This window comes from Streptomyces uncialis (assembly GCF_001905345.1).
Classification (GTDB): domain Bacteria; phylum Actinomycetota; class Actinomycetes; order Streptomycetales; family Streptomycetaceae; genus Streptomyces; species Streptomyces uncialis.
This window is the reverse complement of the sequence record NZ_LFBV01000012.1, coordinates 159090-185617: the sequence shown is the minus strand read 5'-3', so window position 1 is coordinate 185617 and position 26528 is coordinate 159090. Positions and strand designations below refer to the sequence as shown.

The following is a 26528-nucleotide window of genomic DNA, read 5'->3' as shown; positions in this document are numbered from 1 at the left end:
CCGATGACGCATACGCGCTCTTGCTTGACCTTGAAGAACTTGAACCCTGAGCGAAGGAGAAGCCGAATGCTGAACGTCACGCGTGAGACGAAGGGCACCCTTACCGTCAAGGGTGGGGGGCGGGTGCTGGCATGGCACAACGACAAGGAACGCGGGGTTCTCAGCGTCGCCATACCGGGGGACCGGGTGAAGCTGACGCCGGACGAAGCGCGGGTGCTTGCCGCGTGGCTCATCGATGCGGCGAAGGCCGTTGAGGTACCGGACCGTTCGCCGCTCCGCGCGGCACGGCTGGCCGAAGGTGTATCCCGCTGGTAGGCAGTGACTCATGTGAGTCACTGATCCGCACCGAAACCCGGAGGGGTAGTAGTGAGCAAGTCGGCAGAACATCACTCCTCATGTCACTGGCATGAAGGCTTCTCATGTACGTGCGGCGGCAAGCGGCATGTTCCCGTGTCGCTGGTTGACCGGGTGGTGATGGTGCTATTGATCGCCATTTCCCTGTACGTGCTACTCGACTGACGGGGGCCATGATGACCGACGAAACCCGTGCGGCATTCCTCGCTCAAGTATTCGGCGCTGCCGAAGACCTGAGTACGGATGCTCAGGCTTCGGCCGTTTTCGAAATCGTGAAGCGTGACGGCCGGACTCTCGCCGATTCCGCCACGTGGCAAGCCGCGTGCGACTGGCTTACCGCGAACTACGTGCAAGCCGAAGGGAACAGCGACCGTATCCGCCGTGTGGTGCATGAGGGAATTCGCCTCATGGTCGAAGCGGATTCGTATCTGTAGTGCTCAGCCCCCGCCAATTGGCGGGGGCTTTTCTATTTGGCTTGAATTCATCACGGCGTAAATTGGTTGTGACATACGTCACAATGAACTAGGGTGATCAAGGAACGGTAAAAACCGCAGGTCAGAGGCTACAACCATCTGTACGGTTAACGGGTCCTAACGTGCGCGGGGCGGGGGATTGCATCGTTCCGGATGTGCACTTCCGGAAATCGAACCCGTGTCCTATTGTGAAGTGATGGTTACACAGAGTGCGGGGGGAATCGTGGTGAATGTGAGCGTGCCGAAGCTGGAAGACAACAGACTGACGTGGTTCGAGTGCCCCCACCTGCCAAGAGAACTTGCCACCGAAGCAGTCACGGACTGTGAGGGAGTCGGGGCGGTGCTGCGGGCGCAAGGGGTGCTTGTCAGCCGTCTTCTGCCAGCGAGGTACGACGGGTTCCGCGTCATGGTGCGTGACGCTCAGACCGGGGCCATGGTGGGCGCGTCTGAGTGGTACCTGAACCCGGCGTCAGGCACCTACCACATGCACCCCGGAACCCTTTGGTCAGCGTGTGACTACGGGTGTCACGGGCACCACCAAGGCGACGTAGACGGCACGGCAATGGCCGCGTAGCACGACTGAGCCCCGTTCCCCAGCACAGGCGGGAACGGGGCTCACTGCGCCGTACAGGCGGGCATGGGGCTAGAGCTGGGCGCGCTTGGCCATCGTCACCAATCCGGCGAACGCGGTAGCAGACACCATGAGAACCGGGCCGTCAGGGGCCTTGCTGTCCCGTATGGGAACAGCACCGGTAGCGGACGCGTGCGCGGGTGCCCACTCGACGCATGTTCCGCCATCGGGGCCGCTATGGGTGCTCTTGCTCCAAGCGGCGCTTGTGGCGTCGAAATCGGAAATCATCGTGCGTACTCCTTGTGGATCTCTTGGATGTGGGCCACAGACGCATCATGCCCCAGCGCCTCAGCCCGTAGGCGATCAAAGATAGCCACGCCGGTCTTCACCGCCTTCGGTGTGTCCAGCGGGCGGCCCCCTTGAGGGCCTTCGACGTGAAGCACGGTCGAACCTCGTTCGAAGGTCAGAAGGGTGAACGCCGTGCCGATGGCTGGTACCACGTCGAACGGGATGAACTGAATGGTGACGTTCGGCGCGTCCGCCTCAGCCACTAGCCGCTCAAGCTGTTGAGCCATCACCCGGCGTGACCCAACTAGTGTGCGCACGGCCGCTTCGTAGAGAATTGCCCAGACTTCAGCGGGGTTGTCACGTTCGAGCACTTCATGTCGGCGCATACGGGCTTCTAGCCGAGACTCGATTGCCGCCCCTGACAGTCGGGGGGCACCCGCGCGGTAGAGGGCACGGGCGTAGTCGGGAGTCTGAAACAGCCCCGGCACGAACATGGTGCTGTAGTCGAAAATCTGAGCGGCCTTGCGCTCGCGCTGGGTGTACGGCTCGAACCAATCGGGGTGGTCTCCCTCAAGGGCACGCCTGAGTTGGTGCGCCAGTAGCGTTCCGGTGCCAAAGACTCTGTCGCACCCTTCCGCGAACCGCATGTTCGGCACAAGCTTCGCGGTCTCCACCTTGGAGACGTAGGCACCGGAACAACCGATCGCCTTGCCTAGCCCGCGCACGCCCATTTTGCGTGCTGTCCGCATCTCTCGAACGTGTACGCCGAATTGTTCAACGGGAGTTAACGGTGTCTGAGGGGTGTCATCATCCATAGCTCTGACCTCTTGCTTTCGCTCTCTCGAAGGCGTCGAACAACGTTCGATGTGTTAACGCTTCGCCGTTAACGGGGCTTCGCCTAGCTCTAGTTGTGCTCATCTGGTCACCCGCTGAAACCGGGGGGAGCAAGGAGGCAGCCATGACCAGTGGTTCCCGCGCCAGCGACTTGAAGCGCCGCGCCTTACTGCCCAGCACCGAACCGTTGCCGACACGAAGCCCCGCGCTGACGCCAGTTGAGCGACGCGCACGGGTAGCCGCACGCCTTGACAGCCACCGACCGGCGCTCAAGCGCCTTGCGGAGCACCGTGGCCCCCTGGTGGCGCTCACGACCGGCAGGAGGGGCGACCGGTGACGGGCGGGGGCAGCGTCGAACGGCCGTCAGCGCCCGGACTTGAGCCCGTACCCGTCCCTGAGTGCCGCATCTGCTTCGCGGCAGACCGGGGCCGGAAGAACACCACCCACGGCACCCGTGCGGGCTTCAACCGGATCATCACCCAACACCCCCACCGACGTTCCACGGACACCCGGGCGGGGCTGTGATGTCCGGCCAGTGGTGCACCCCCGAACAGCCGTCGTCCACGTCGGTCTTCGCGTGGCCCCCCTGCCGGTGCGGCAAGGCCCCGTGCCCCGACCGGTCAACGTGCTCCCCGGACGAAGACACGGACGACTCGCCCCCGGCCGACGACCGGTCGCACAGTCCCGTCATGGAGCGAATTCGATCCGAAGTGCAGACGGCAAACCGGCGCTCGGGAGGGTGGTTGTGAATACCTGCGAAGAATGTGACCGGCTGACCGGCGAATTGCAGACGGCTGAAGAAAGCGGAGACATGGCCAAAGCGATTGACTGCCGCGTTCTTCTCCGTCGCCACCCCCAGCATGACGGCCAGTCTGTGAAGAGCGAAGAGGTAACGCCATGAGCAAACGTGAGCAGTACAAGGACTGGAATCCGGAAGTGGTCGCATCCGAAGGCTACGAAGTAGCCGTTGTGTGCATCACTGATGACTGCAATGAGGCGTTGCCCGAACGGGAAAGGGAGAAGGAGCCCGATCACGAATACGCGGAAGCGTGGATGTCGTTTCACCTCATGACCACGGGCCACACGTTCTATTCGCGGACTGTCCATGACGCTCTTCGATGGCACCCGCCTACCGGCGTGGACCCCGAAACCGTCGCAGACGGAACGACGTGAAACGGCGCACCCGCTTCAGCTTATGGTTACGCGCCCGTGCCGTAGCCGCGTTCTTCTTCTTCTCGTACGTCGGCATTGGCTTCCTGCTCGTGTTGCTGGCCCGTACGGGCTGAAAGTGTCCGCCCCCTGAATACCCGGCCACTCAGAGATAGCGGGTTCATCATGTGGGGCGGCAAACCGGTCCGTCCGGCTGGTTCATGGACAGCGTCAGTCGGACGGACCACCCACACCCCTCCCGGTCAGATACCGGGAGGTGAGGGGGTGCCGCGCTCTGCACCCCCGGCCCCGATCACCGTCCGCCCCCGTGCTGGTGGTCGGGGCCACCACCCACGACGAAAGAGGGAGACATGGCGAGGACGACATTCCGAGTGCTCGGAATCGTGACCAGTCTCAACCAGCCGGACAAGGGAGTTTATGAAATGGTCACCGCAGAAACTCCCGAAGAGGCCAAGGAGATAGCGAAGCGGCGCGTGGAAAAGAAGTACCCGGACGGCAAGACGCTCATGCGGAACGCTGAACTGTCAGAGATCTGAGGAGGTAGCACGGTGATTCTGGTAGGGGCCCCCGGGGAACCGGGAGACGACGGAGCGCGCACGGTCGAACTCTGGAACGCGAACAATCCCGAAGTGCGTGTGACCGTGACCCGCGCGCAGGTGCGTTACTTCGTGGAGTCCTACGCCATGGGCGGTTATCCGGGCCTGGTAGCCACTGACGCAGAAATGGACGCCATGGCGGAAAGCTGGGACGCAATAGCCCGCGACGCTGGGGCGTAGCCCAAAGACCGGAGCCGGAATTCACCGGCTCAGGGCCATCGGAAATTCGGGGATTTCCGATGGTGTACGGCCCCCTTCTCTGACGCTGGGCGATCAGTGAAGGGGATGAGACGTGGCCACGTCGAAGCGCTCCGTCCGTGCGGTTGTCGATGCTTCGCGGACGGAGCATTCACACACCAACCGGCCCCGTGCTAGGTTCCGTTACACAACAAAACAAGGTGCCCCGGCGAGTGCTGGTAACACTCCCGGGGCGTGGCCAACAGATTGGACCTGTTGACGTGCGCAACCTTATCGTGCGCGCCTTCGTGGCGTGCCTTCGCATCCTGCTTCCCCTGTGCCTGCCCGCGAAGGGCCGACACCGGACCATCGCGGAACCCCTGAGCGCCCCTGTGAGCCGCATTCAGGTCCCGATCGGCCCCCCGGCCCTCAAGACTCCCCAAAGCCCGTACAGCGCCCCTGAGCCCCTTCGGGGGGAGGATGTACGGCTCATCCGGCCGTACGTGACCGCTCACGTACAGCGCCAAGAGCGATTGAGCCAGGAACGCGCACAGCTCACCCGTGAACGCCGTACGGCCCTGTTGCTGGCCACACACGGGCTGGACATCGGCCCCCACGTGATCCACGGCAAGCGCCTGCCTGCCTGATCCACAGACACGCAAAGCCCCGTTCGGCTACCAACCGGGCGGGGCGTTCCTGTGCCCGCAGACAGCCGTACAGGGCCTTCGCGGGCCCGTACTCTGACGGCATGGCGGAAGAAAACCGGCTAGCACGTGTCCGGCGAGCAAGGCGTATCAACCGTGCGCTTGCCGAGACCTACCCGTATGCGCATTGCGAACTTGACCACGTGAACGCGTGGCAACTGTTGCTCGCCACGGTGCTCAGCGCACAGACGACTGACCTACGCGTGAACCGGGTGACCCCGGCCCTGTTCGCCAAGTACCCGCGCCCGGCCGATTTGGCAGGGGCCGACCCGGCAGACGTTGAGAACCTGATCAGGTCCACAGGGTTCTTCCGTGCCAAGGCTCGAAGCGTCACCCGGCTTGCTGCTGCCGTGGTGGGAGACCATGACGGCATGGTCCCTGAAACCCTTGCTGAGCTGGTGAAACTCCCTGGTGTGGGCCGGAAAACCGCCTTCGTGGTCACGGGGAACGCGTGCGCCTGTGAGGCAAGCCGGGCGGGTGATCCGAACCATGGTGCTAATGTGTCGACCCCCTTCGGGCGGCCTGGCATCACCGTCGACACGCACTTCGGGCGGCTGGTGCGGCGCTGGAAGTGGACCGCGGAGACCGACCCGGACAAGGTCGAGACGGCGGTCGGCGAGCTCTTCCCGCAGAGCGACTGGACGATGCTGTCGCACCGGGTGATCTTCCACGGCCGCCGGATCTGCCACGCCCGCAAACCCGCCTGCGGCGCCTGCCCGATCGCCCCGCTGTGCCCTGCGTACGGGGAGGGCGAGACCGACCCGGACAAGGCCCGCAAGCTGCTGAAGTACGAGAAGGGCGGCTACCCGGGCCAGCGGCTGAACCCGCCGAAGGAGTATCTGGAGGCGGGCGGTCTGCCCGCGCCCCCGCTCGGTGCGGCCACCGCCTCCGGGACGGCCGGATGACGGCACCGGCACCCGTGCGCCGGGCGGTGCGTACGGGTCCGGTGAGGGCGGAACCATCCGCGGGGGCGTGGGCGTTGAGGTCGTATGGACGGGGGTGCCCATGACGCACACAGGCAACGGCGACTTCGGCGGCGAGCGGGATCTCGCGCGCGGCGGCGCCGACCGTGACACGTCCCGGAACGGCCGTGCGGGCCCGGGCCCGGGGCAAGGGCCGGGGCCAGGTCGTCCGGGGCCGGGTCACAGGGCGCGCCCGGTGGGCCGTTCCGCGCCCGCCCCGGGAGCCGTGGAGATGGCCTACGGGCCCTTCCAGGGCGCTGTGGAGGTCCACAGCGGCGGTCTCCCGCCCTGGCTCGCCCCCGTCGCCCGGGCTGCCGAGACCGTCGAGCCCACCCAGCTCAGCAGATTCCTGCCGCCAGAGGACGGCGCGGGCCGTCAGTCCGCGGTGCTGGTCCTGTTCGGTGAGGGGCGCCGGGGCCCCGAGCTGCTGCTGATGGAGCGCGCGGGCTCCCTGCGGTCGCACGCGGGCCAGCCCTCGTTCCCCGGCGGCGCCCTCGACCCCGCCGACGGCGATCCGCACGGCGAGGGCCCGGTGCGGGCCGCGCTGCGCGAGGCATGGGAGGAGACCGGTCTCGATCCGCACGGGGTACAGATCTTCGGCGTGCTCCCCAAGCTGTACATCCCCGTGAGCGGCTTCGTCGTCGCCCCTGTCCTCGGCTGGTGGCGAGAGCCCAGCCCCGTCGGGGTCATGGACCCCGCCGAGACGGCCCGGGTGTTCACCGTCCCCGTGGCCGACCTCACGGACCCCGAGAAGCGGGCCACCGCCGTCCACCCCGCGGGTCACAGCGGTCCGGCCTTCCTCGTGGAGTCCGCTCTCGTCTGGGGCTTCACCGCCGGTGTCATCGACCGGCTGCTCCACTACGCGGGCTGGGAGCGCCCGTGGGACCGCTCCAGACAGGTCCCGCTCGACTGGCGCGCGTGATCCTGGGTGCGCCCGCGCGGACCCGGGGCGCCCGCGCGCGGACCCGTGCGTGACAAGGTGGGCGACCGTGCGGTGCGCGACAGGGGCCCCGGCGGGCCCGGCCACGGCACGGAAATGGCGGACGGCGAGGCAATGCGAGGCGTGAAACGGTGAATGTGCTGGACATCCTGCTGCTGGTGGCCGCCGTGTGGTTCGCGATCGTCGGCTACCGCCAGGGATTCGTCGTCGGCATCCTGTCGGTCATCGGTTTCCTCGGGGGCGGGCTCGTCGCCGTCTATCTGCTGCCGGTGGTCTGGGACGCGTTCACGGACGACGCGGAGGTCGGGACCACCGCGTCCATCGTCGCCGTCGTCATCGTCATCGTCTGCGCGTCGGTCGGCCAGGCGTTCACCACCCACCTGGGCAACCGGCTGCGCCGCCACATCACCTGGTCGCCCGCGCGCGTCCTGGACGCCACCGGGGGCGCCCTGGTCAACGTCCTGGCGATGCTGCTGGTCGCCTGGCTGATCGGCTCGGCCCTCGCCGGTACGACGCTGCCCACGGTCGGCAAGGAGGTCCGCGGCTCCCGGGTGCTGCTCGGGATCTCCGAGACGCTGCCCGACCAGGCCGACACCTGGTTCGACGACTTCTCCTCGATCCTCGCGCAGAACGGTTTCCCGCAGGTCTTCAACCGTTTCTCCAACGAGCCCATCACCGAGGTCAGCCCGCCCGACGAGGCCCTCGCCAGCAGCGCCGTCGCCACCAACGCCAAGCGCTCCATCGTCAAGGTCCTCGGCACGGCGAGCAGTTGCGACAAGATCCTCGAAGGCACGGGCTTCGTGTTCGCCGACCGCCGGGTGATGACCAACGCGCATGTCGTCGGAGGGGTCGACGAGCCCACGGTGCAGATAGGGGGTCTGGGCAGGCTCTACGACGCGAAGGTCGTGCTCTACGACTGGCGGCGGGACATCGCGGTGCTGGACGTGCCCGACCTCAAGGCGCCCCCGCTCCAGTTCGTCACCGACAAGGACGCGGTCAGCGGGGACGGCGCGATCGTCGCCGGGTTCCCCGAGAACGGCCGGTACGACGTGCGCCCCGCGCGCGTACGGGGGCGCATCACCGCGAACGGCCCCGACATCTACCACCGGGGCACCGTCCGCCGCGACGTCTACTCGCTGTACGCGACCGTCCGTCAGGGCAACTCGGGCGGACCCCTGCTGACGCCCGACGGGCGGGTGTACGGGGTGATCTTCGCGAAGTCGCTGGACGATCCCGATACGGGGTACGCGTTGACGGCGGACGAGGTGCGGGAGGACATCCGGCTCGGCCGGATGTCCCAGCAGGAGGTCGACAGCGACAGCTGCGCGTTGTAGCTTCCAGCTCGGTTTCGGGGTTCCCCGCGCTGGGCGTACTTGTCCCGGTGCGGGTCGCCCGTGGGGTGCGCAGTTCCCCGCGCCCCTGGACGCTGCCCCATCACGGTCGCTCTTCGGGTGCGGGTCCGCCCTCGTCTTTCGCGCAGTTCCCCGCGCCCCTTCGGGGGCGCCTCAGCCTCGGAGGCTCGTCAGTCGTCTGCGGACCCCACCCCGAAGAACCGACAGGGGCGCCCCAAAGGGGCGCGAGGAACTGCGCACCCCCGTCGGACCCGCACGGGAAGAATCACGCCCACAGGTGGGACCTCAGGGGCGCGGGGAACTGCGCAAACCCACGAGCGACCGCACAGGAACAAGTACGCCCAGCCGGGCGAACCCAGGGGCGCGAGGAACTGCGCACCCACGAACGACCCGCGCAGGGAACAGGTGCGCCCAGCCGGACAGACCTCGGGAGCGCAAGCGAAGGCGACCTGCGGGGAACTGCGCACCCCCGTCGGACCCGCGCAGGGACAACCGCGCTCAGCCGGGAAGACCCACGGGCGCGGGCAACCACGGGGGAACCGTCGAGCCGCCCGCACGGGAACCGCGCTAGAACCGTCGGGCTCCCCGCACGGGGCTCAGCTTCTGGTGTGGCGCAAGCGGGCCGAGACCCACCGCGCACGGCGCCGCAGAATGCGGGGGATACCGATCGCCTCCGCGGTGGCGCCACCCCCGCTCACGTCCTGTGCCCCGCTCCGCCGCATCGCACCCCGCCCGGGGGCCGAGCGGCGGTCGCGTGCAGTGTCACTGTGGTCGTGCGTCCAGCCCATACCCCGACGTGTGCCCGGGGTCCAAGGTCGGTAATCGTGCCGAGCGCCCCCAATCGGCCTATGCGGGAGGCAATTGGCCAGACGTCACACGGCTGCTCCCGGAGGCGGGGTCAGCGGTCCGGCTCGGGGTCCTTCAGCCAGTTCACCAGCTCGGTGGAGAACGCCACGGGGTCCTCCTCATGGGGGAAGTGCCCGAGCCCGTCGAACAGCCGCCACCGGTAGGGCGCTTCGACGTACTCGCCGGAGCCCGCGGCGCTCCGCGTCCGCATCACCGGATCGAGGGAGCCGTGCAGATGCAGGGTGGGCACCCGCACCGGCCGCTTCATCCGCCGGTTGAACTGGATACCGTCGGGCCGCGCCAGCGACCGCACCATCCACCGGTACGGCTCGACCGCGCAGTGCGCCGTCGACGGGATGCACATGGCCCGCTGATACGTTTCCACCACCGGGTCGGAGGGGAACTCGCCGATCCCGGGCCCCGCCCAGTCCCGGATCAGACGCCCCACCAGGGCGCCCTCGTCCGCGACGAGCTGACGTTCCGGCAGCCAGGGCCGCTGGAATCCCCAGATATGGCCCCCGGCCGCGGTCTGCCGCGGGTCCGACAGCATCGCGGAGCGCCAGCGGCGCGGATGCGGCATCGAGGACACGGCGAGCCGCCGCACCAGCTTGGGCCGCATCACCGCCGCCGTCCACGCCAGATAGCCGCCGAGGTCGTGGCCCACCAGGGCCGCGTCCGGCTCGCCCAGCGACCGCACGACCCCGGTGATGTCGAGCGCGAGGTTCGCGGGGTCGTAGCCGCGTGGGGTGCGGTCGCTGCCGCCCACCCCGCGCAGATCCATCGCGACGGCCCGGAACCCGGCGTCGGCGAGCGCCACCAGCTGATGGCGCCAGGTCCACCAGAACTCGGGGAAGCCGTGCAGCAGCAGGACGAGCGGCCCGTCACCCAGCTCCGCGATATGGAAACGCGCGCCGTTGGCGGCGACGTCGCGGTGGGTCCATGGGCCCTCGATCCGTACGACCGAGGGAGGCTGCGCCGGAGGTGTGGCGGGGTCCGTCATGAGGTCGAGCGTGCCACAAGCTCGGGTGTTTCCAGGAACTCGTCGTCCTTGGGTGCCGGGCGCGGGTGAGGCTTGGCGTGCTGGAGCACGGCGGCCGTCTGCTTGGCCGACGCGGCGACCTTCTGCGGGCCCTTGCCCTTCTTGGCCTTCTTCGCGAAGGACACACCGATGAGCCCGAGCACGGCGGCGACGATGATGTTCGCGGCGAACGACAGCAGGAAGCACACGGAGATGTGCCAGCCGCTCCACGCCTGGATGCCGTACGCCAGGGCGAAACTGAGCATCGGCAGGGAGAAGAGCAGTACGGTCCCGGCGGCGATGAACGCGCCGCCGCTGAAGGCGCCGCGCTTGACGTCCTGCCGGAGCTGGGCCTTGGCCAGGGCGATCTCGTCGTGCACCAGTGCCGACATCTCGCTGGTGGCGCCGGCCACCAGGGTGCCGAGGCTGCGTTCGGCGCCGACGGGGGCGTCGGGTGCGCTCATCGCGTTCTTCCTCTCCTTGAGCTGCTCGGAGCCTCAGGGCTGCGAGCGCTGCTGCGGCTGATCCTCACATCCGCGGCGTCCGGGGAGCCGGACACCACGCGCGTCATCGCCGCCGCGAATCCGGTGCCCCGGCGGTGGGGCCGTCCGGGGCCACGGACCGGGCGGTGCGGTCCCGGCCCGGGGGCCGGGACCCCGGGGCGGCCGGGGTTCCGCGGTGATGACGCTTTGATGTCAGATCATGCCGGACTGTCGCTCCCGTCGCCTGCCCCGGCCGTCACTTTCGCAAGCCTCCGGTGTTCCTCGGCCTTGCGGTCGTGGATCGCGGCCATCCGGAGGTGGTACTCCGGGTTGTCCTGCTCGTAGACGTCGGGGATGCCGTCCAGGTCGTCGTCGCGGTTCTCGTCGTCCCAGAGGGTGCGGTACCGGTTGTTGCGGACCTTCAGCAGGATGCCCGCGAGGACGGCCGCGATGAGGGAGCCCACCAGTACGGATGCCTTGACCTCGGCGGTCAGCGCGGGGTCGTCGGCGAAGGCGAGTTCCCCGATCAGCAGGGAGACGGTGAAGCCGATGCCGGCGAGGGTCGCCACCGCGAACACGTCCGGCCAGGCCAGATCGTCGCTGAGCGAGGCGCGGGTGAACCGGGCGGTCAGCCAGGTGCCGCCGAAGATGCCGACCGCCTTGCCGAGCACCAGCCCGAGGACGACACCCAGCGTCTCGGGCCGGGTGAACACCTCGGCGAGCGCCCCGCCGGACACCGGCACCCCCGCGCTGAACAGCGCGAACAGCGGTACGGCGAGTCCCGCTGAGATGGGCCGTACGAGGTGCTCGATGTGCTCACCGGGGGAGTGCTTCTCGTCCTCGCGCCGGGAGCAGCGCAGCATCAGGCCCATGGCGACACCGGCGATCGTCGCGTGGACGCCGCTGTTGTACATCAGGCCCCAGACGACGAGCGCCAGCGGGACGTACACGTACCAGCCGCGGACCTCCTTGCGCAGCAGGAGCCAGAAGACGACCAGGCCGACGACCGCGCCGCCGAGGGCCGCGAAGTTCAGTTCGCTGGTGAAGAAGACCGCGATGATCAGAATGGCGAAGAGGTCGTCGACGACGGCGAGGGTCAGCAGGAACGCGCGCAGCGCGGACGGCAGCGAGGTGCCGATGACGGCGAGCACGGCGAGTGCGAAGGCGATGTCGGTGGCGGTGGGGACGGCCCAGCCGCTGAGCGAGCCGCCGCCGGCGAGATTGGTGACGACGTAGACCAGGGCCGGGACGGCCATGCCGCACAGCGCGGCGACCACGGGCAGTACGGCGGCCTTGGGGTCGCGCAGATCGCCTGCCACGAGTTCGCGTTTCAGCTCGATCCCGGCGACGAAGAAGAAGATCGCGAGGAGCCCGTCGGCGGCCCAGTGCCGGATCGAGAGGTCGAGGCCGAGGGCGGCGGGGCCGATATGGAAGTCGCTGACGCTCTGGTAGCTGTCCCGTAGCGGGGTGTTCGCCCAGACCAGCGCGGTGATGGCGGCGATGAGAAGCAGGACACCGCCGACCGTCTCGGTCCGCAGCGCCTCCGCGACGAAGTTCCGCTCGGGGAGCGACAGTCGTCCGAAGAGCTTGCGGGGGGTGTGCGGCGCGGTCACGGTGCGGACCTCCAGGGCGTGTCGGCTGACGGAGCCGGCGGGGTCGCCGACTCACATTGCCGACCAGACTTCCCGGCGCACCTGTGATACTCGCTGCGTCCTGGGGGTCGAGACGGGCCCTTCGGCCTGTGCGCGGGATCACTTGAGCCCGCGCGTCGATCTTGACGTGACCTTGACGCGTCGCACAGCTTACCGGTTGGTCGGACGGGCGTACTGGATGATCTTCACCATAAGCCGGACAGGGGCGTCCGGCGCGCGAGCGATGACGCGCTCGCGGGCCGGACGCCCCTGTCGGGTGACGCGGGTGGCCCCGTGGGGCCGGGGGTCTCAGTCCTCGCCGGGTGCGGCGGGGAGCTTGGTCTGGATGAGGTCCATCACCGACGAGTCGGTGAGCGTGGTGACATCGCCCAGCGCGCGGTTCTCCGCGACATCGCGCAGCAGCCGCCGCATGATCTTGCCGGAACGGGTCTTCGGCAGCTCCGCCACCGGGAGCAGGCGCTTCGGCTTGGCGATCGGTCCGAGGGTGCGGCCCACGTGGTTGCGCAGATCGGCGACGAGGTTCTCGTCGTCGGCGTTCGCGCTGCCCCGCAGGATCACGAAGGCCACGATGGCCTGGCCCGTCGTCTCGTCCGCCGCGCCCACGACCGCCGCCTCCGCGACCGCCGGGTGCGAGACGAGCGCCGACTCGACCTCGGTGGTGGAGATGTTGTGCCCGGACACGAGCATCACGTCGTCCACCCGGCCGAGCAGCCAGATGTCGCCGTCCTCGTCCTTCTTGGCGCCGTCGCCCGCGAAGTACTTGCCCTCGAAGCGGGACCAGTAGGTGTCGAGGTAGCGCTGGTCGTCGCCCCAGATGGTGCGCAGCATCGACGGCCACGGCTCGGTGAGCACCAGATAGCCACCGCCGCCGTCGGGGACCTCACGGGCCTCGTCGTCCACGACGGTCGCGGCGATACCGGGCAGCGCGCGCTGCGCGGAGCCCGGCTTGGTCTCGGTGACGCCGGGCAGCGGCGAGATCATCATCGCGCCGGTCTCGGTCTGCCACCAGGTGTCCACGATCGGACAGCGGTCGCCGCCGATGTGCTTGCGGTACCAGATCCAGGCTTCGGGGTTGATCGGCTCGCCGACCGACCCGAGCACCCGCAGGCTGCTCAGATCGAACTTGGCCGGGATCTCGTCGCCCCACTTCATGAAGGTGCGGATCGCGGTGGGCGCGGTGTACAGGATCGTCACCCCGTACTTCTGGACGATCTCCCAGAACCGGCCCTGGTGCGGGGTGTCCGGGGTGCCCTCGTACATGACCTGGGTGGCGCCGTTGGCGAGCGGGCCGTAGGTGATGTACGAGTGGCCGGTGACCCAGCCGATGTCGGCGGTGCACCAGTAGACGTCGGTCTCCGGCTTGAGGTCGAAGACGGCGTGGTGGGTGTAGGCCGCCTGGGTGAGGTAGCCGCCGGAGGTGTGCAGGATGCCCTTGGGCTTCCCGGTGGTGCCCGAGGTGTAGAGGATGAAGAGCGGGTGCTCGGCGTCGAACGCCTCGGGGGTGTGCTCGGTGGACTGGCGCTCGGTGATCTCGTGCCACCACACGTCGCGGCCCTCGGTCCATGCGACGTCCTCGCCGGTGCGGCGGACGACCAGGACCTTCTCGACGCCCTCGACGCGGCTCACCGCGTCGTCCACGGCGGGCTTCAGCGCGGACGGCTTGCCGCGGCGGTAGCCGCCGTCGGCGGTGATCACCAGCTTGGCGTCGGCGTCCTGGATACGGGCCGCGATGGCGTCGGCGGAGAAGCCGCCGAAGACCACGGAGTGCGCGGCGCCGATCCGGGCGCACGCGAGCATCGCGACGACCGCCTCGGGGATCATCGGAAGGTAGACCGCGACCCGGTCGCCCTTGCCGACACCGAGTTCGGTGAGGGCGTGCGCGGCCTTGGAGACCTCGTCCTTGAGCTGGGCGTAGGTCACGGCCCGGCTGTCGCCCGGCTCGCCCTCGAAGTGGATGGCGACACGGTCGCCGTGGCCGGCCTCCACATGCCGGTCCACGCAGTTGTACGCGACGTTCAGTTTGCCGTCGGCGAACCACTTCGCGAACGGCGGGTTCGACCAGTCGAGGGTCTCGGTGGGTTCGGTGGCCCAGGTCAGGCGGCGGGCCTGCTCGGCCCAGAAGCCGAGCCTGTCAGCCTTGGCCTGCGTGTACGCCTCCGCGCTGACGTTGGCGTGCGCGGCCAGCTCTGCGGGAGGCGCGAACCTGCGCTCTTCCTTGAGCAGGTTGGCCAGGCTTTCGTTGCTCACGACATCTCCCTTTCCCAGGGGGTCCGCGTCCGCTGTGTTCCGCGCCACAGCTCACCAGAAGCAAGGGCCTGGTGACAAGGGCTGGCCGGAAATTGGTTTAGACCTGTGTGAGAAACGTCTCGGGAGCTCGCGGGTCGGTCAAGGCCCTTTCCAGGGCCGGTTTCTACGCTGGCCGAGGGTTTCCTGTACTCCTGGGCGGGTGCGTGGCCCGGTCACGTACCGGATGCGCCCGGACCTGGGGGAGGGTCCCGCGTACCGGATGTGCCCGGACCTGGGGAGCGGCCCCCTGGGTCGGACGCACCCGACGCACCCGACGCACCTGATGCACCCGACGCACCCGACGCACCCGCTGTGCCCCCGCCCGGGGAGGGAGCCCACCCACCGGATGCCGTCGGGCCCGGAGAGAGGGCCGCCTGCCGGGGACTCGCGGGGGACAGGCGGCCTTCTCCGTGGGGGGTGGGATGGACCGGGGCCTTGCGGAAGGCTCTGGGGCGAGGCTCTAGGGCGAGGAGTCCTCCAGGGCGTTCACCTGGGTGAAGGCTCCGGCGGGCTCGTCCAGGAGATACGCCTGGGCCTCGCCCACATGGAAGTACATGCCGTGCAGCGTGAGGGAGCCGTCGGCCAGCCGACGCGCCACGGACTCGTGCGCGCGCAGATGGGTGAGCTGCTGGACCACATTGGTGAGGCAGAGCTGTTCGACGGAGTCGGCGGGCGCCCGGCCGGTGAGCCGCGCGGGGGACTCCTGGGTGGACGCCATCCGCTCCAGGCTGGGCGTCCCATGACGCAGCCACCGCCGCAACGGGCTCTGCGCGGCCGACGCCTCGGCGCTGAGCAGGGCCTGCATGGCACCGCAGCCGGAGTGCCCGCAGACGGTGACGGACCGGACCTTCAGTACGTCGACCGCGTACTCGATGGCCGCCCCGACGGAGTCGTCGCCGCTCTCCGCGCCGGGGGCGGGCACCAGATTGCCGACGTTGCGCACCACGAACAGGTCCCCGGGGCCGCTGGCCGTGATCATCGAGGTGACGAGGCGGGAGTCGGCGCAGGTGAGGAAGAGCTGGGAGGGCTGCTGCCCCTCCCGGGCGAGCCGCGCCAGCTCCCCACGGACGAGCGGGGCCGTGTGCCGCTGGAACGCGCCGATGCCACGGGCGAGTTGATGGCCGCCGGGGTGATGGCCGCCGGGGTGGTGGGTCTCGCGTGCGGCGGGTGCGTGCTGGGCCCGGGGGGCGCCGCTCTGGTGGTCGCGCCAGGGGTTCCAGGGGCGGCAGCAGGAGTGGGACGAGGCGCCGGGCTCGGTGCTGGGGGTTTCGGGGTCCCCGGGCGCGGCGGATTCCGCGCGTACTTCGGCCGGATCACGTACGGCGTTCCCGGCCCCGGGGGGTGAACAGGGGGGCGGGGCGGGGGCAACGCCGGTCGCATGGGGAGCCGGTGGGGACGGCGGGCCGTGCGGCGGGGACGGCGGGCTGTGCGGGGGGTGGGCCCGTGCCGTGCGGGTGGTCTGGTCGTCGGTGCGGGCGGGGACGCAGGCTGTCATGTTTCCCGTCTCCTCCGGGGCAGCGCGGTCGCGGAACAGGGTCCCCCGGGCTCAAGGCGGGGGCGGGTCGCGGCCGTGGGGTCACGGCGTGCAGCGGCGGGATATCTCAACTCTCGGTAAACGAATCGTAATCCAGAGTAAAGAAGAAGGCCGAACATTTGCATCAAACGGTGCAACCAATCACTCGGGTGAGTGAATGCATCATTTGATCGGCTTGTCATACAAACATCACGGAGGTCCCGTGCGAGGTTGGCCGCGCCCTGATTCGTCTTATAGGAAGAAGGTGGGCGGATGGCCGCCACCCAGAGGATCGCCGCGGGCCTCGCCGTGACCGCGGCCTGCGCCATGGCCGTGTCCGGCTGCTCGTCCGACGGCGGGCCGAGCAAGCGAGGCGGCACGGAGAAGAAACCGTCCCCGGCCGCCGCGCCCAAGAACGCGGTCCGGCTGATCGGCGACGGTTCCACCGCCTTCACCGGCACACAGCCCAAGCAGCCGCGCGCCGAACGGCTCGCGCCGGGGCAGCGTCCACCGCAGTTCGTCGTGTTCTCCTGGGACGGCGCGGGCGAGGACAGTCAGCGGCTCTTCTCGCACTTCAGGAAGGTGGCGAAGGCCAACAACGCCACCATGACCTATTTCCTCAGCGGGGTGTACATGCTCCCCGAGGACAAGCGGTCCCAGTACGACCCGCCGCAGCACAACGCGGGCAGCTCCGACATCGGCTTCAACGACGTCGCCGGTGTGAAGGAGACCGCCGAACAGCTGCGGGGCGCCTGGCTGGAGGGCAATGAGGTGGGCACCCACTTCAACGGGCACTTCTGCGGCAGCGCCGGTGGCGTCGGCCAGTGGTCCGTGGAGGAGTGGAAGAGCGAGATCACACAGGCCAAGTCGTTCGTGAAGTCCTGGAAGGGCAACACCGGGCTGAAGGACGCCGAGCCGCTGCCCTTCGACTACGACAAGGAACTCATCGGCGCCCGCACCCCCTGTCTCGAAGGCCAGAAGAACTTCATGCAGGCCGCCCGTGAGATGGGCTTCCGCTACGACACCAGCGGGGTCAACGACCAGGTCTGGCCGAAGAAGAAGGACCGGCTGTGGGATCTGTCCATGCAGCTCGTCCCCGTCCCCGGTCGCTCGTTCGAGACGCTGACCATGGACTACAACTTCATGGTCAACCAGTCCGGCACGGTCTCCCAGGGCGACCCGGACATGCATGAGTACTGGGGCGACCAGATGCGTGACGGTCTGCTCCAGGGCTTCGACCGCGCCTACAACGGCAACCGCGCGCCGCTGATCATCGGCAACCACTTCGAGTCCTGGAACGGCGGCACCTATATGCGTGCCATCGAGGAGACCATCGAGAGTGTGTGCAACAAGAAGGACGTGCGCTGTGTGTCCTTCCGTCAGCTCGCCGACTGGCTCGACGCCCAGGACCCGGCGGTCCTCGACAAGCTCCGCGCGCTGAAGGTCGGCCAGGAGCCCAAGGGCGGCTGGCCGGCCTATCTCTCCGCCCGCCCCGCACCGGCTCCCAAGGGCGTACCGGGAGCCCCGGCCGCCGGACAGCGCTGACCCCCGGACACCGGCCCTGACGTCCCCCGCACCGCGTGCCCGGGTGTGGGGGACGTCCATGTCCTGCCGGGACCCGGCGGCGCGGGCCCGCGGTCAGGCGGGCTGGGCCGCCACCGGCTGCTCGCGCAGCACGAACGCGGGGTCCACCTGGGAGGCGAGGTCGCCCCCGGTGCGCTCGTTGCCCCAGGAGCGGGCGTTCTTGAGGTGGAACTGCACCATCTGCCGGGTGTAGCGGTCCCAGTCCCGGTGCTCGTACATGGCGTCGGCCGCCGCCTGAAGGGTGCGCAGGGTGGCGCGGTTGCCGTCCTCCAGCCGGGCGAACGCGAGCGGGCGGCCCTTCTCCATGGCCCGCACCCAGTCCGAGTGCCCCACGGTGGCGATGAGGTCGTCGCCGACCTCCTCGCGCAGGAAGTCCAGATCGTCCTGGCCCTGGACCTTGTTGCCCACGACGCGCAGGGCGATGCCGAAGTCCCGCGCGTACTCCTTGTACTGGCGGTAGACGGACACACCCTTACGGGTCGGTTCGGCCACCAGGAACGTCATGTCGAAGCGGGTGAACATGCCGGACGCGAAGGAGTCGGACCCCGCCGTCATGTCGACCACCATGTACTCGTCGCGGCCGTCGACCAGGTGGTTCAGGCACAGCTCCACGGCGCCCGTCTTGGAGTGGTAGCAGGACACCCCCAGGTCCGCCTCGGTGAACGGCCCCGTGACCATCAAACGCGCGGTGGCGCCGTCGAGTTCCACGGGACGCGCGCACGCGTCGTACACCGGATTGTTCTCACGGATGCGCAGCAGCCGCGATCCCTCCCCGGGCGGGGTGGTCTTGATCATCGTGTCGACGGAGGCGATACGCGGGTTGGAGCCCCGCAGGTACTCCTTGATGAACGCGAGACGTTCGCCCAGGGCGGGCAGCCGCGCCGAGGTCTCGTCGTCGAGGCCGAGGGCGGCCCCCAGGTGCTGGTTGATGTCGGCGTCCACCGCGACGACCGGCGCGCCGGTGGCCGCGAGGTGCCGCACGAAGAGGGACGACAGGGTGGTCTTGCCGCTGCCGCCCTTCCCAACGAAAGCAATTTTCATGTTCAGTAAGCCTAGTGGCCCTCCGTGCCCCCCGGGGCCGCCGACGTGGAGAAGACCACTCCTTCGTGGGGCGTCGCCCCGGCGCGTGTGGGTGAGCCGGCGGGTGCGTAGGGTCGTACCCATGAGTAGTACGTCAGGTGCGTCCGCCGATCCGCTCGTCGCGCTGGGCACGCTGCCCGGGGTGCCCGACTCGGTGGCCGCGGTACGCAAGGCGGTGGACCGGGTCTACGGGCACCGCGTCATGCGCAGGCGCAGCAACGAGGTCACCTCGGAGGCCGCGTTGCGCGGTGCGCGCGGCTCGGCGGCCCTGTCCGGGGCGGACTGGGCGCTGGAGGAGGTCCGCAGGCGCAGCGACTTCGGCGCGGACGACGAGGCCCTCACGGTCGGCGCGGCCCTGCGGCTGACGGCCGAGGCGGGGCAACTCCTCTCCGTCTGGCGGCAGTCGCCGCTGCGGGTGCTGGCCCGGCTGCATCTGGTGGCCGCCGCCGACCGCGGGGAGCGCGTGGGGCGTCCCCGTCAGCAGGGCGAGCCGGTGGACGAGCCGCTGATCGAGCTGCCGCTGCCCGGTGCCGACGAGGTCGCCGCGCGGCTGGAGGGGCTGTCCGCGCTGGTCGTCGCGGGGGGCTCGGCACCGGCCCTGGTGACCGCCGCGGTGGTGCACGGTGAACTGCTCGCGCTGCGGCCCTTCGGCTCGTACAACGGGATCGTGGCGCGGGCGGCCGAGCGGATCGTCCTGATCGGCAGCGGGCTGGACCCCAAGTCGGTCTGTCCGGCGGAGGTCGGCCACGCGGAGCAGGGGCGCGCGGCCTACGCGGCGGCCCTGGCGGGCTATGCGACCGGTACGCCGGACGGGGTGGCCCGGTGGATCGCGCACTGCGGCCGTTCGGTCGAGCTGGGAGCGCGGGAGTCGACCGCGGTGTGCGAGGCGATGCAGCGGGGCGCCGCCTGACGCCGACGCGGTCCGGGGGCTCCGGCTCGACCGTGAGGCTGTCGGCCCGTGCGTCCGGTGGTCAGTGTGCGCGCTGGGCGCGAGGCCGCGGCGGTGGACGGGCCCGGGGCCTGGACATGGTTGCGGCGGTACGGATTCCGTACCGCCGCTGGCATGTTCACCTGGATACCAAGCGTCCTCGATGTATTGCCCATCAGGCCGGGGGCTCTGCCCGTTCCTGGTGCGGCTGGCCCGTATTCGACGGGTCGACGTCGCGTGGGTGCCTGGTGTTCATGCGCGGTCCGTGGGGCCTGGTTGAGTCAAAGGTGATCCTCTCGGATGTCCTTGGTCTCGCGGGCCGTTGATTCCTTTGTACTCCTGTCCGGAAAGAAGCGGAACCCCACGCCGCACTTCTTTACTTTTAGGTTCAAACAAGGGTCAAGCGGACAGGTGGTGAGGGGGGCCCGGGAGTGCGTCCAGAGGCGGGCCCGGCGGTGGTCCGCCCTGATTCCGCTCCAGTGCCGCCCTGGTCAGCTCGGTACGGGGCGCCGTCTGCTGGCGTACCAGACCAGTCCGGCCGTGGCCGCCGCCGCTCCGACCGCCGCCGCGGCGACCAGCGCCGGGCGGGGCGGGACCTTCAGGGCGGGGAGGCGCTGCTTGAGCCGTACGGGCCGGTGGAAGTCGAGAATCGGCCAGTCCCGGGCCAGGGCCTCGCGGCGCAGCGCGCGGTCCGGGTTGACGGCGTGCGGATGGCCGACGGACCGGAGCATCGGCAGATCCGTCATGGAGTCGCTGTACGCGTAGCAGCGCGCGAGGTCGTAACCCTCCGTCCGCGCCAGGTCCTTGATCGCCTCCGCCTTGGTGGGGCCGTACGCGTAGTACTCGACCTCGCCGGTGAAGCAGCCGTCGTCACCGACGACCAGCCGGGTGGCCACCACGCGGTCCGCGCCGAGCAGTTCACCGATCGGCTCCACCACCTCCGAGCCGGAGGTGGAGACGATCACGACGTCCCGTCCGGCGGTGTGGTGCTCCTCGATGAGGGAGGCGGCCTCGTCGTAGATGATCGGGTCGATGAGGTCGTGCAGGGTCTCGGCGACGATCTCCTTGACCTGCTGCACGTTCCACCCCCGGCAGAGCGCGGACAGGTACTCCCGCATGCGCTCCATCTGGTCGTGGTCGGCGCCGCCCGCGAGGAACACGAACTGGGCGTAGGCGGTACGCAGTACGGCCCGCCGGTTGATCAGGCCACCGTGATAGAAGGACTTGCTGAAGGTGAGCGCGCTCGACTTCGCAATGACCGTCTTGTCCAGGTCAAAGAAGGCGGCCGTGCGGGGCAGCGAGTGGTTTTCCACGAGCCCGAGCATAGGCGCCCACCATTCGGCGTAAGCTCCGGCGTGTGGGTTTGCCTGAGAAGGCCTTCGGGTACACCATGGAAGTCACGGATCGTTCGCGACCGTGCTAACCCGGTCCGACTCCACCCCCCCCGAGTCGGCCGTGGGGACGACCCCCGCTCTCCCCCCCGGCGGGGGTCGTCGCATGTCCGGACCGGTTTGGTCCGCACCTTTCCGACCCTCGCGCCCTTCGGCCGCTCTTCTCGGCCCGCGCAACCCTCCCCGAAAATGTTACGCAGAGTAACGATCTTGCTGCGCTGGGGAAAGCTTTGCGGTGTCACCTGTTCGGGTGATGGAGATATCCACAAGAGCCCTCTTGTCCACGGTATTCGACCAAGATCCACATGATTTTCCGGATCGGCGCATCGTGATTGCAGCGCGATCCGCTCATGGAGTTCGGACGGTTCGTTCACGGTGGTTCTGCTGGCCGGATTCCGATGGCCCGACGTATCACCGGGAACGGAACTCCACGTTCGGGATTCGCGGGTTCATCAGGAACCCGGGGACGCGCGGAACCACGGACGGATCGAGGGGGCTGGAGATCGTGAAGGACATCGTCGCCCGGCGCGGGGCGGACGGGGAGCGGGCGGGGCCGCCCCGGAGCGGCCCCCGGGCCCGTCCCGGGCATCCGGGGCGGACCCGGCCCGAGGCCGCCGGCGGGACCCGGGCGGTCGGGCGCCGAGGAGCGGACGCCGCCCCGGTGGAGCCCGTCGGCCCACTGATCCTCACGGAGGACGGCGCGCTGCTCGACGACCTGCTGAGGCTGTGCGCCGCGGCCGGGGCGAGGGCTCAGGTACGGCACGGCCCGCCGGACCGCGACCGCTGGGAGAGCGCGCCGCTCGTCATCGTCGGTGACGACGCGGCGGCCCGGCTGCGGGGCTCCGGCCGCAGGCGCGGAGTGGTCCTGGTCAGCCGGGCCCCGGAGTCCCCGGAGCTGTGGCGGCACGCGGTCGAGGTCGGCGCCGATCACGCGCTCGTCCTCCCGGATGGCGAGAAATGGTTGGTCGACCGGATCGCGGACGTCGCCGAAGGCGCCGGGCGCCCCGCCCTCACCGTCGGCGTCCTCGGCGGCAGCGGCGGTGCCGGAGCCTCCACCCTCGCCTGCGCCCTCGCGCTCACCTCCGCCCGGGCCGGGCGCCGCACCCTGCTGGTCGACGCCGACCCGATCGGCTGCGGGCTGGACGTCATGCTCGGCGCGGAGGAGGCCGAGGGCCTGCGCTGGCCCGCCTTCGCCGGATCACGGGGGCGGGTCGGCGGCGGCGCCCTGGAGGAGGCGCTGCCCGCGCTGCACGGTCTTCGGGTCCTCAGCTGGGACCGCGGGGAGCCGGTGCCCGTCCCGTCCCAGGCGGTGCGCGCCGTCCTCGCCGCCGCCCGCCGCGGCGGTGGCTCCGTCGTCGTGGATCTGCCGCGCCACGCCGACGACAACGCCTCGGAAGCCCTCGCCCAACTCGACCTGGCCCTGCTCGTGGTGCCCGCGACCCTCCCCGCCGTCGCCGCGGCGGGCCGGACGGCCGCTGTTGTCCGGCCCGTCCTGCGGGACCTGCGGGCCGTCGTCCGCCCGGCCCGCCGCGACCGCTCCGGCCGCGTACCCGACGGCGCCGAGGTCGCCCGGCTCCTCGGGCTGCCCTACGCGGGCGAACTGCCCCATGACCTCGGGCTCCCGGCCGCCCAGGACACCGGCCGCCCACCCGGGCACGATCCGCGCGGCCCGCTCGCCCGCTTCGGCACGGCCTTCTGGCAGCAGCTCGTCCCCGGACCGGACGGAGCGACGTCATGACCGCGGTGGTCGGCGAGCGCCTGCTCGACGGCGTACGGCAATGGCTCGCCCGCAGCGGCCTCGAAGCCACGCCCGCACATGTCGCCGAGGCGCTCCGGGCGCAGTCCGTCGTCCTCGGGGACGCCGAGGTCCTCGGCACGGCGAGGCGGCTCAGGTCCGAGCTGGTCGGCACCGGGCCGCTGGACTCCCTGCTCACCGACCCGGCGGTCACCGACGTGCTTGTCTCGGCACCCGACCGCGTATGGGCCGACCGGGGCCGCGGCCTCCAGCTCACCGACATCACCTTCCCCGACCCGGGCGCCGTCCGCCGGCTCGCGCAACGCCTGGCGGCGGCGGCCGGACGCCGGCTCGACGACGCCCGCCCCTGGGTCGACGCCCGGCTTCCCGACGGCACTCGGCTGCACGCGGTGCTGCCGCCGGTCGCCGTCGGCTCCACCTGTCTGTCCCTGCGGGTCGCCCGCCCCCAGGCATTCACCCTCACCGAACTCGTCGCGGCCGGGACGGTGCCCCCGGGCGGCGACCGCTTCCTGCGCGCCCTGCTGGACGCCCGGCTCTCCTACCTGATCAGCGGCGGCACCGGCACAGGCAAGACCACCCTGCTCAGCACCCTCCTCGGCCTCGTGGCGGCCGACGAGCGCATCGTCCTCGCCGAGGACTCCGCGGAGCTGCGCCCCGACCATCCCCATGTGGTCCGGCTGGAGGCCCGCCCGGCCAACCAGGAGGGCGCGGGGCTGGTGACCCTGCGGGACCTGGTGCGGCAGGCCCTGCGGATGCGACCGGACCGCCTTGTCGTCGGCGAGGTCCGGGGCCCCGAGGTCCTCGACCTGCTCGCCGCGCTCAACACCGGCCACGAGGGCGGCTCGGGCACGGTCCACGCGAACACCGCGGCGGACGTACCGGCCCGCCTCGAAGCCCTCGCCACCGCCGCCGGACTCGACCGCGCGGCCCTGCACAGCCAGCTCGCGGCGGCGGTGGCGGTCGTGCTGCACCTCGTACGCGACCGTCAGGGCTGCCGACGGGTCGCCGAGGTACGGGTCCTGGAACGCGCCCCCTCCGGCCTGGTCGTGACGGTGCCCGCCCTGCGCTGGGGGCCCGACGCGTTCACCCCCGACACCGGATGGCGACGCCTGAGGGCCCGCCTCGGGGACGCCCTGTGAACCCGGCGGCGCTGTGTGTCGCGGCGGCGGTGGCGTGCTGCGCGGGGGCGGGTGTGTGGCTGGCTTGGGCGTGGGGCCCGCGAGCGAGCCGGGCGGCTCGGCTGCGGGCGGTGCTGGCCCGGCCGGTGCGGCCTCCGGCGACCCAGCCCCTGGACCGGGCCCTGGGGCATCTGCTGGACCGGACGCCGGGTGGTGGACGGGGTGCCTGGCATGGGGTTCGGGCAGGGGCCCGGTCCGGAGTTCGGCCTGAGGTTCGGCCTGGTGGGACGGTTGCTGGGGCTTTCGGCGGGCCGTTCGGTGGGCTGGCCGGTGGGGCTTTCGGTGGGTCGCTCGGTGGGTTGGCCGGTGGGTCGCCCGGCGTGCTGATGGGTGGGGCGTCCGGTGGGTCGGCGCGTGGGCGGGTAGGTGTGACGGTCCGTCGGTGGGGGGCTGTTGTGGCGGGGCGGGTCGGGCACGAGGTGTGGGTGCTGGTTGTGGGGGCCGTGGTCGCGCTCGCCGGGCGGTCACCGCTGCCGTTGCTGCTCGGGGCGGCCGCCATGCCCGTGACGCGACGTGCGCTGCGTGCCCGCGCTCAGCGGGCGGCACGCGACCGGCGGGCCGACGAGGTGATCGCCCTGTGCGGCGCCCTGGTCGGTGAGATGCGCGCCGGACGGCACCCGGGCGAAGCCCTGTCCGAGGTTGCCCGCGCCCCGGACGGCGGGCTCGGCGCGGCCCGTACCACCGTGCTCGCCGCGGCCCGCTTCGGCGGGGACGTGCCGGGCGAACTCACCGCGGCGGCCCGGGAGCCCGGTGCGGAGGGGCTCGTGGGACTGGCCGTGTGCTGGCGGGTGGCCGTGGACCAGGGCGCGGGGCTCGCCGCCGGACTGGAGCGCCTGGAGGCAGCCTTGCGCGCCGAGCGGGACCAGCGCGCCGAACTGCGCGCGCAGTTGGCGGGTGCGCGGGCCACCGCCGTGATGCTCGCGGGCCTTCCCGTGGTGGGGCTGCTGCTCGGCGCGGCGTTGGGGGCGGAGCCGCTGAGGGTGCTGCTGCACACCGGTCCCGGTTTGGTGTGCCTCGCGGTGGGCGGCGCGCTGGAGGTCACGGGGCTCTGGTGGGCCTCCCGGATCGTGCGGGGGGCCGAGGTGGGGTGAGGGGCGGGGCGCCGGGGACGCGTGGGGTTGGTCTGACGCGGGGTGGGGCTGGGCCGGCCGGGGCGAGGGCTGGGGGTGCGGTCGGTGCGGAGGCGGGTGCGGGGTGCGGGGGAGCCGGGCTGGGTCTTGGGGTGCGGACGTGAGGAATGGGTCGGCCAGGGCGGCAGGGCTCGGGTTTGGGGCCGGGGCTGGGCCCGGTGTGAGGAGCCGGGTGCGAGGGGCTGAGTGGGCTGGATGTGCTCGGTGATGGGGGTTGTCCACAGGTTGGGGGTTGTTCATGTCGGGTTGGTTGGGCGCGGGGGTCGCGTGGTGGCTGTGGTGGCTGTTGTGCGGGGTGAGCGAGAAACGGTGCGGAGGGAACGTACGGGCGCGGTGGGGGCGAGTGCTCGGGACGACGGGTGCGGCGACGGGCAGGGGGATGCGCGTGGTCATGAGCGGGGCGGCGGCTGTGGCCGGTCCGGACGGGGGGATTCGGAGTCCGAACGGTCCGACTGCGAGGCGGGGGCGGGGCGCGGGGCGGGGCGAGGACGGCCGGTGGAGGGAGGCCGCGGGGAGCGGTGGCGGTGAGCGGGGACGGCGTGGGACGGAGGTCGTGCGGAGGTGGGCCGTGCGGAGGTGGGCGCCGGTGCTGGGCATCGGGTGCGCCGCGCTCCTGTTCGTGGAAGGTGCGGCCGGGCTCGTGGCCGGGGTGCTCGCCGGAGCCGGGGCGTGGTGGGCCGGGCGACGGGTGGGCTCGGCGACCGAGGGACCGGACCTGACGCGGGTAGCGGGTGAACTTCCGCTCGCGGCGGATCTCCTGGGCGCGTGCGTGGCCGCGGGTGCCGAGCCGGTCAGCGCGGCACGGGCGGTCGGTGACGCGCTGGGCGGGCCGGTCGGGGTGTGCCTGGCCCGGGGTGCGGCGGAGGTGCGGTTGGGCGCCGGACCGGCGTACGCCTGGCGGGAGTTGGCGGCGCTGCCGGACGGGGCGGGGCTGGCCCGGCTGCTGGAGCGCGCGGGGGACTCGGGGGCGCCGGCGGCAGCGCCGGTGGCCCGGTACGCGGCCCAGGCCCGGGCGCGGTGGAGTCGCACCGCGACGGCGCGGGCCCGGCGGGCGGGGGTGCTGGTCACGGCGCCGGTGGGGCTGTGTTTCCTGCCCGCGTTCGTGGTCGTCGGGGTGCTGCCGGTGGTGGTCGGCCTGGCGGGGCGGCTGTTGGCGGGAGGTGACGGATGACTCGGACACCGGGGTGAGGCGTCCCGGCCGAGGAACGGAGGTCGGGTCGGGGCGCCACGTAATGAGAGCAGTTGAAGGTTCAGGAACGTCAG

The 26528-nt window shown here is 70.7% G+C and carries 24 protein-coding genes and 1 pseudogene; 15 read left to right on the top strand and 10 right to left on the bottom strand.

What is annotated here, in order from left to right; genetic code table 11:
* Positions 1–66 precede the first annotated feature (66 nt).
* Both AB852_RS35985 and AB852_RS35980 read left to right on the top strand, forming a co-directional pair.
* A complete protein-coding gene (locus tag AB852_RS35985) occupies positions 67–315 on the top strand; it encodes a hypothetical protein (protein WP_073795454.1) in 249 nt (82 codons plus the stop codon).
* Between the two features lie 212 nt (positions 316–527).
* Positions 528–788, top strand: a complete 261-nt coding sequence (locus AB852_RS35980) for a hypothetical protein (RefSeq protein ID WP_073795452.1) — start codon at positions 528–530, stop codon at positions 786–788.
* A gap of 682 nt (positions 789–1470) precedes the next feature.
* Here the strand turns inward: AB852_RS35980 and AB852_RS35970 are convergent.
* Complete coding sequence (locus AB852_RS35970; protein ID WP_073795448.1) at positions 1471–1686, bottom strand: DUF397 domain-containing protein; 216 nt, start codon at positions 1684–1686, stop codon at positions 1471–1473.
* Complete coding sequence (locus AB852_RS35965) at positions 1683–2501, bottom strand: helix-turn-helix domain-containing protein (RefSeq protein ID WP_073795445.1); 819 nt, start codon at positions 2499–2501, stop codon at positions 1683–1685. Before AB852_RS35965 ends, AB852_RS35970 begins: the two co-directional genes overlap by 4 nt.
* A 916-nt stretch (positions 2502–3417) precedes the next feature.
* Here AB852_RS35965 and AB852_RS39060 point away from each other — a divergent pair.
* The 7 genes from AB852_RS39060 (at position 3418) to AB852_RS35935 (ending at position 8403) form a co-directional block, all read left to right on the top strand.
* Entirely contained in the window at positions 3418–3693 is a 276-nt protein-coding gene (locus AB852_RS39060) for a hypothetical protein (RefSeq protein WP_107499449.1), read from the top strand.
* A gap of 347 nt (positions 3694–4040) precedes the next feature.
* Positions 4041–4226, top strand: coding sequence for a hypothetical protein (locus AB852_RS35955; RefSeq protein WP_073795441.1), 186 nt, complete (start codon positions 4041–4043; stop codon positions 4224–4226).
* A 12-nt stretch (positions 4227–4238) separates the two neighbouring features.
* The gene (locus AB852_RS39410) at positions 4239–4466 is read left to right on the top strand and encodes a hypothetical protein (RefSeq protein ID WP_143201327.1); all 228 of its coding nucleotides are present in this window, start codon (positions 4239–4241) and stop codon (positions 4464–4466) included.
* Between the two features lie 500 nt (positions 4467–4966).
* Positions 4967–5110, top strand: coding sequence for a hypothetical protein (locus tag AB852_RS41225; RefSeq protein ID WP_245877052.1), 144 nt, complete (start codon positions 4967–4969; stop codon positions 5108–5110).
* The gene (locus AB852_RS35945; RefSeq protein WP_425444212.1) at positions 5107–6072 is read left to right on the top strand and encodes an endonuclease III domain-containing protein; all 966 of its coding nucleotides are present in this window, start codon (positions 5107–5109) and stop codon (positions 6070–6072) included. Before AB852_RS41225 ends, AB852_RS35945 begins: the two co-directional genes overlap by 4 nt.
* 289 nt (positions 6073–6361) lie before the next feature.
* Positions 6362–7051: an NUDIX hydrolase gene (locus AB852_RS35940; RefSeq protein WP_073795433.1), complete on the top strand. Its 690-nt coding sequence runs from the start codon at positions 6362–6364 to the stop codon at positions 7049–7051.
* 149 nt (positions 7052–7200) lie between these two features.
* Positions 7201–8403 carry a MarP family serine protease gene (locus tag AB852_RS35935; protein WP_073795430.1) on the top strand — a complete coding sequence of 401 codons (1203 nt, stop codon included), beginning with the start codon at positions 7201–7203 and terminating at the stop codon, positions 8401–8403.
* Between the two features lie 614 nt (positions 8404–9017).
* Here the strand turns inward: AB852_RS35935 and AB852_RS41220 are convergent.
* The 6 genes and pseudogenes from AB852_RS41220 to AB852_RS35905 all read right to left on the bottom strand — a co-directional run.
* Complete coding sequence (locus AB852_RS41220) at positions 9018–9209, bottom strand: hypothetical protein (RefSeq protein WP_073795427.1); 192 nt, start codon at positions 9207–9209, stop codon at positions 9018–9020.
* A 110-nt stretch (positions 9210–9319) separates the two neighbouring features.
* Positions 9320–10267, bottom strand: a complete 948-nt coding sequence (locus AB852_RS35925) for an alpha/beta fold hydrolase (protein ID WP_073795425.1) — start codon at positions 10265–10267, stop codon at positions 9320–9322.
* Positions 10264–10749: a phage holin family protein gene (locus AB852_RS35920; RefSeq protein WP_073795422.1), complete on the bottom strand. Its 486-nt coding sequence runs from the start codon at positions 10747–10749 to the stop codon at positions 10264–10266. Before AB852_RS35920 ends, AB852_RS35925 begins: the two co-directional genes overlap by 4 nt.
* Positions 10750–10985: 236 nt before the next feature.
* Positions 10986–12380: a Na+/H+ antiporter NhaA gene (gene nhaA, locus AB852_RS35915; protein ID WP_073795420.1), complete on the bottom strand. Its 1395-nt coding sequence runs from the start codon at positions 12378–12380 to the stop codon at positions 10986–10988.
* A gap of 327 nt (positions 12381–12707) precedes the next feature.
* The gene (gene acs / locus AB852_RS35910) at positions 12708–14666 is read right to left on the bottom strand and encodes an acetate--CoA ligase (RefSeq protein WP_399504915.1); all 1959 of its coding nucleotides are present in this window, start codon (positions 14664–14666) and stop codon (positions 12708–12710) included.
* A 499-nt stretch (positions 14667–15165) separates the two neighbouring features.
* Positions 15166–15828 (bottom strand): annotated as a pseudogene (locus AB852_RS35905) (carbonic anhydrase); the annotation flags it as partial.
* Between the two features lie 663 nt (positions 15829–16491).
* Here AB852_RS35905 and AB852_RS35900 point away from each other — a divergent pair.
* Positions 16492–17763: a polysaccharide deacetylase family protein gene (locus AB852_RS35900; RefSeq protein WP_073795415.1), complete on the top strand. Its 1272-nt coding sequence runs from the start codon at positions 16492–16494 to the stop codon at positions 17761–17763.
* A 93-nt stretch (positions 17764–17856) separates the two neighbouring features.
* Here the strand turns inward: AB852_RS35900 and AB852_RS35895 are convergent, their stop codons facing one another.
* On the bottom strand, positions 17857–18843 hold the full coding sequence (locus AB852_RS35895; RefSeq protein WP_073795412.1) for an ATP-binding protein: 987 nt from the start codon (positions 18841–18843) through the stop codon (positions 17857–17859).
* A gap of 121 nt (positions 18844–18964) precedes the next feature.
* On the opposite strand from AB852_RS35895, the gene AB852_RS35890 reads away from it, so the two are divergent.
* Complete coding sequence (locus tag AB852_RS35890; protein ID WP_073795410.1) at positions 18965–19792, top strand: Fic family protein; 828 nt, start codon at positions 18965–18967, stop codon at positions 19790–19792.
* 509 nt (positions 19793–20301) lie between these two features.
* Here the strand turns inward: AB852_RS35890 and AB852_RS35885 are convergent.
* Positions 20302–21135: an HAD family hydrolase gene (locus AB852_RS35885; protein ID WP_073795406.1), complete on the bottom strand. Its 834-nt coding sequence runs from the start codon at positions 21133–21135 to the stop codon at positions 20302–20304.
* A 727-nt stretch (positions 21136–21862) separates the two neighbouring features.
* Here AB852_RS35885 and ssd point away from each other — a divergent pair.
* The 4 genes from ssd (at position 21863) to AB852_RS35860 (ending at position 26436) form a co-directional block, all read left to right on the top strand.
* Entirely contained in the window at positions 21863–22939 is a 1077-nt protein-coding gene (gene ssd, locus AB852_RS35880; RefSeq protein WP_073795621.1) for a septum site-determining protein Ssd, read from the top strand.
* Positions 22936–24096: a TadA family conjugal transfer-associated ATPase gene (locus AB852_RS35875; RefSeq protein ID WP_073795403.1), complete on the top strand. Its 1161-nt coding sequence runs from the start codon at positions 22936–22938 to the stop codon at positions 24094–24096. The genes ssd and AB852_RS35875 overlap by 4 nt, the downstream gene beginning before the upstream one ends.
* A gap of 365 nt (positions 24097–24461) precedes the next feature.
* Positions 24462–25226: a type II secretion system F family protein gene (locus tag AB852_RS35865; RefSeq protein ID WP_073795618.1), complete on the top strand. Its 765-nt coding sequence runs from the start codon at positions 24462–24464 to the stop codon at positions 25224–25226.
* 418 nt (positions 25227–25644) lie between these two features.
* Entirely contained in the window at positions 25645–26436 is a 792-nt protein-coding gene (locus AB852_RS35860) for a type II secretion system F family protein (protein ID WP_425444211.1), read from the top strand.
* Positions 26437–26528: the final 92 nt, after the last annotated feature.

What these genes read in the sequence shown, in the direction of transcription:
- AB852_RS35865 (WP_073795618.1), top strand. Translation starts at nt 24,462, where the DNA reads ATGGGTGGGGCGTCCGGTGGGTCGGCGCGTGGGCGGGTAGGTGTGACG.
- AB852_RS35900 (WP_073795415.1), top strand. Translation starts at nt 16,492, where the DNA reads ATGGCCGCCACCCAGAGGATCGCCGCGGGCCTCGCCGTGACCGCGGCC.
- AB852_RS41220 (WP_073795427.1), bottom strand. Translation starts at nt 9,209, where the DNA reads ATGGGCTGGACGCACGACCACAGTGACACTGCACGCGACCGCCGCTCG.
- AB852_RS35890 (WP_073795410.1), top strand. Translation starts at nt 18,965, where the DNA reads ATGAGTAGTACGTCAGGTGCGTCCGCCGATCCGCTCGTCGCGCTGGGC.
- AB852_RS35895 (WP_073795412.1), bottom strand. Translation starts at nt 18,843, where the DNA reads ATGAAAATTGCTTTCGTTGGGAAGGGCGGCAGCGGCAAGACCACCCTG.
- AB852_RS35860 (WP_425444211.1), top strand. Translation starts at nt 25,645, where the DNA reads ATGCGCGTGGTCATGAGCGGGGCGGCGGCTGTGGCCGGTCCGGACGGG.
- AB852_RS35940 (WP_073795433.1), top strand. Translation starts at nt 6,362, where the DNA reads ATGGCCTACGGGCCCTTCCAGGGCGCTGTGGAGGTCCACAGCGGCGGT.
- AB852_RS35985 (WP_073795454.1), top strand. Translation starts at nt 67, where the DNA reads ATGCTGAACGTCACGCGTGAGACGAAGGGCACCCTTACCGTCAAGGGT.
- AB852_RS35980 (WP_073795452.1), top strand. Translation starts at nt 528, where the DNA reads ATGATGACCGACGAAACCCGTGCGGCATTCCTCGCTCAAGTATTCGGC.
- AB852_RS35925 (WP_073795425.1), bottom strand. Translation starts at nt 10,267, where the DNA reads ATGACGGACCCCGCCACACCTCCGGCGCAGCCTCCCTCGGTCGTACGG.
- AB852_RS35955 (WP_073795441.1), top strand. Translation starts at nt 4,041, where the DNA reads ATGGCGAGGACGACATTCCGAGTGCTCGGAATCGTGACCAGTCTCAAC.
- AB852_RS35970 (WP_073795448.1), bottom strand. Translation starts at nt 1,686, where the DNA reads ATGATTTCCGATTTCGACGCCACAAGCGCCGCTTGGAGCAAGAGCACC.
- AB852_RS35875 (WP_073795403.1), top strand. Translation starts at nt 22,936, where the DNA reads ATGACCGCGGTGGTCGGCGAGCGCCTGCTCGACGGCGTACGGCAATGG.
- AB852_RS35920 (WP_073795422.1), bottom strand. Translation starts at nt 10,749, where the DNA reads ATGAGCGCACCCGACGCCCCCGTCGGCGCCGAACGCAGCCTCGGCACC.
- AB852_RS39060 (WP_107499449.1), top strand. Translation starts at nt 3,418, where the DNA reads ATGAGCAAACGTGAGCAGTACAAGGACTGGAATCCGGAAGTGGTCGCA.
- AB852_RS35885 (WP_073795406.1), bottom strand. Translation starts at nt 21,135, where the DNA reads ATGCTCGGGCTCGTGGAAAACCACTCGCTGCCCCGCACGGCCGCCTTC.
- AB852_RS35965 (WP_073795445.1), bottom strand. Translation starts at nt 2,501, where the DNA reads ATGGATGATGACACCCCTCAGACACCGTTAACTCCCGTTGAACAATTC.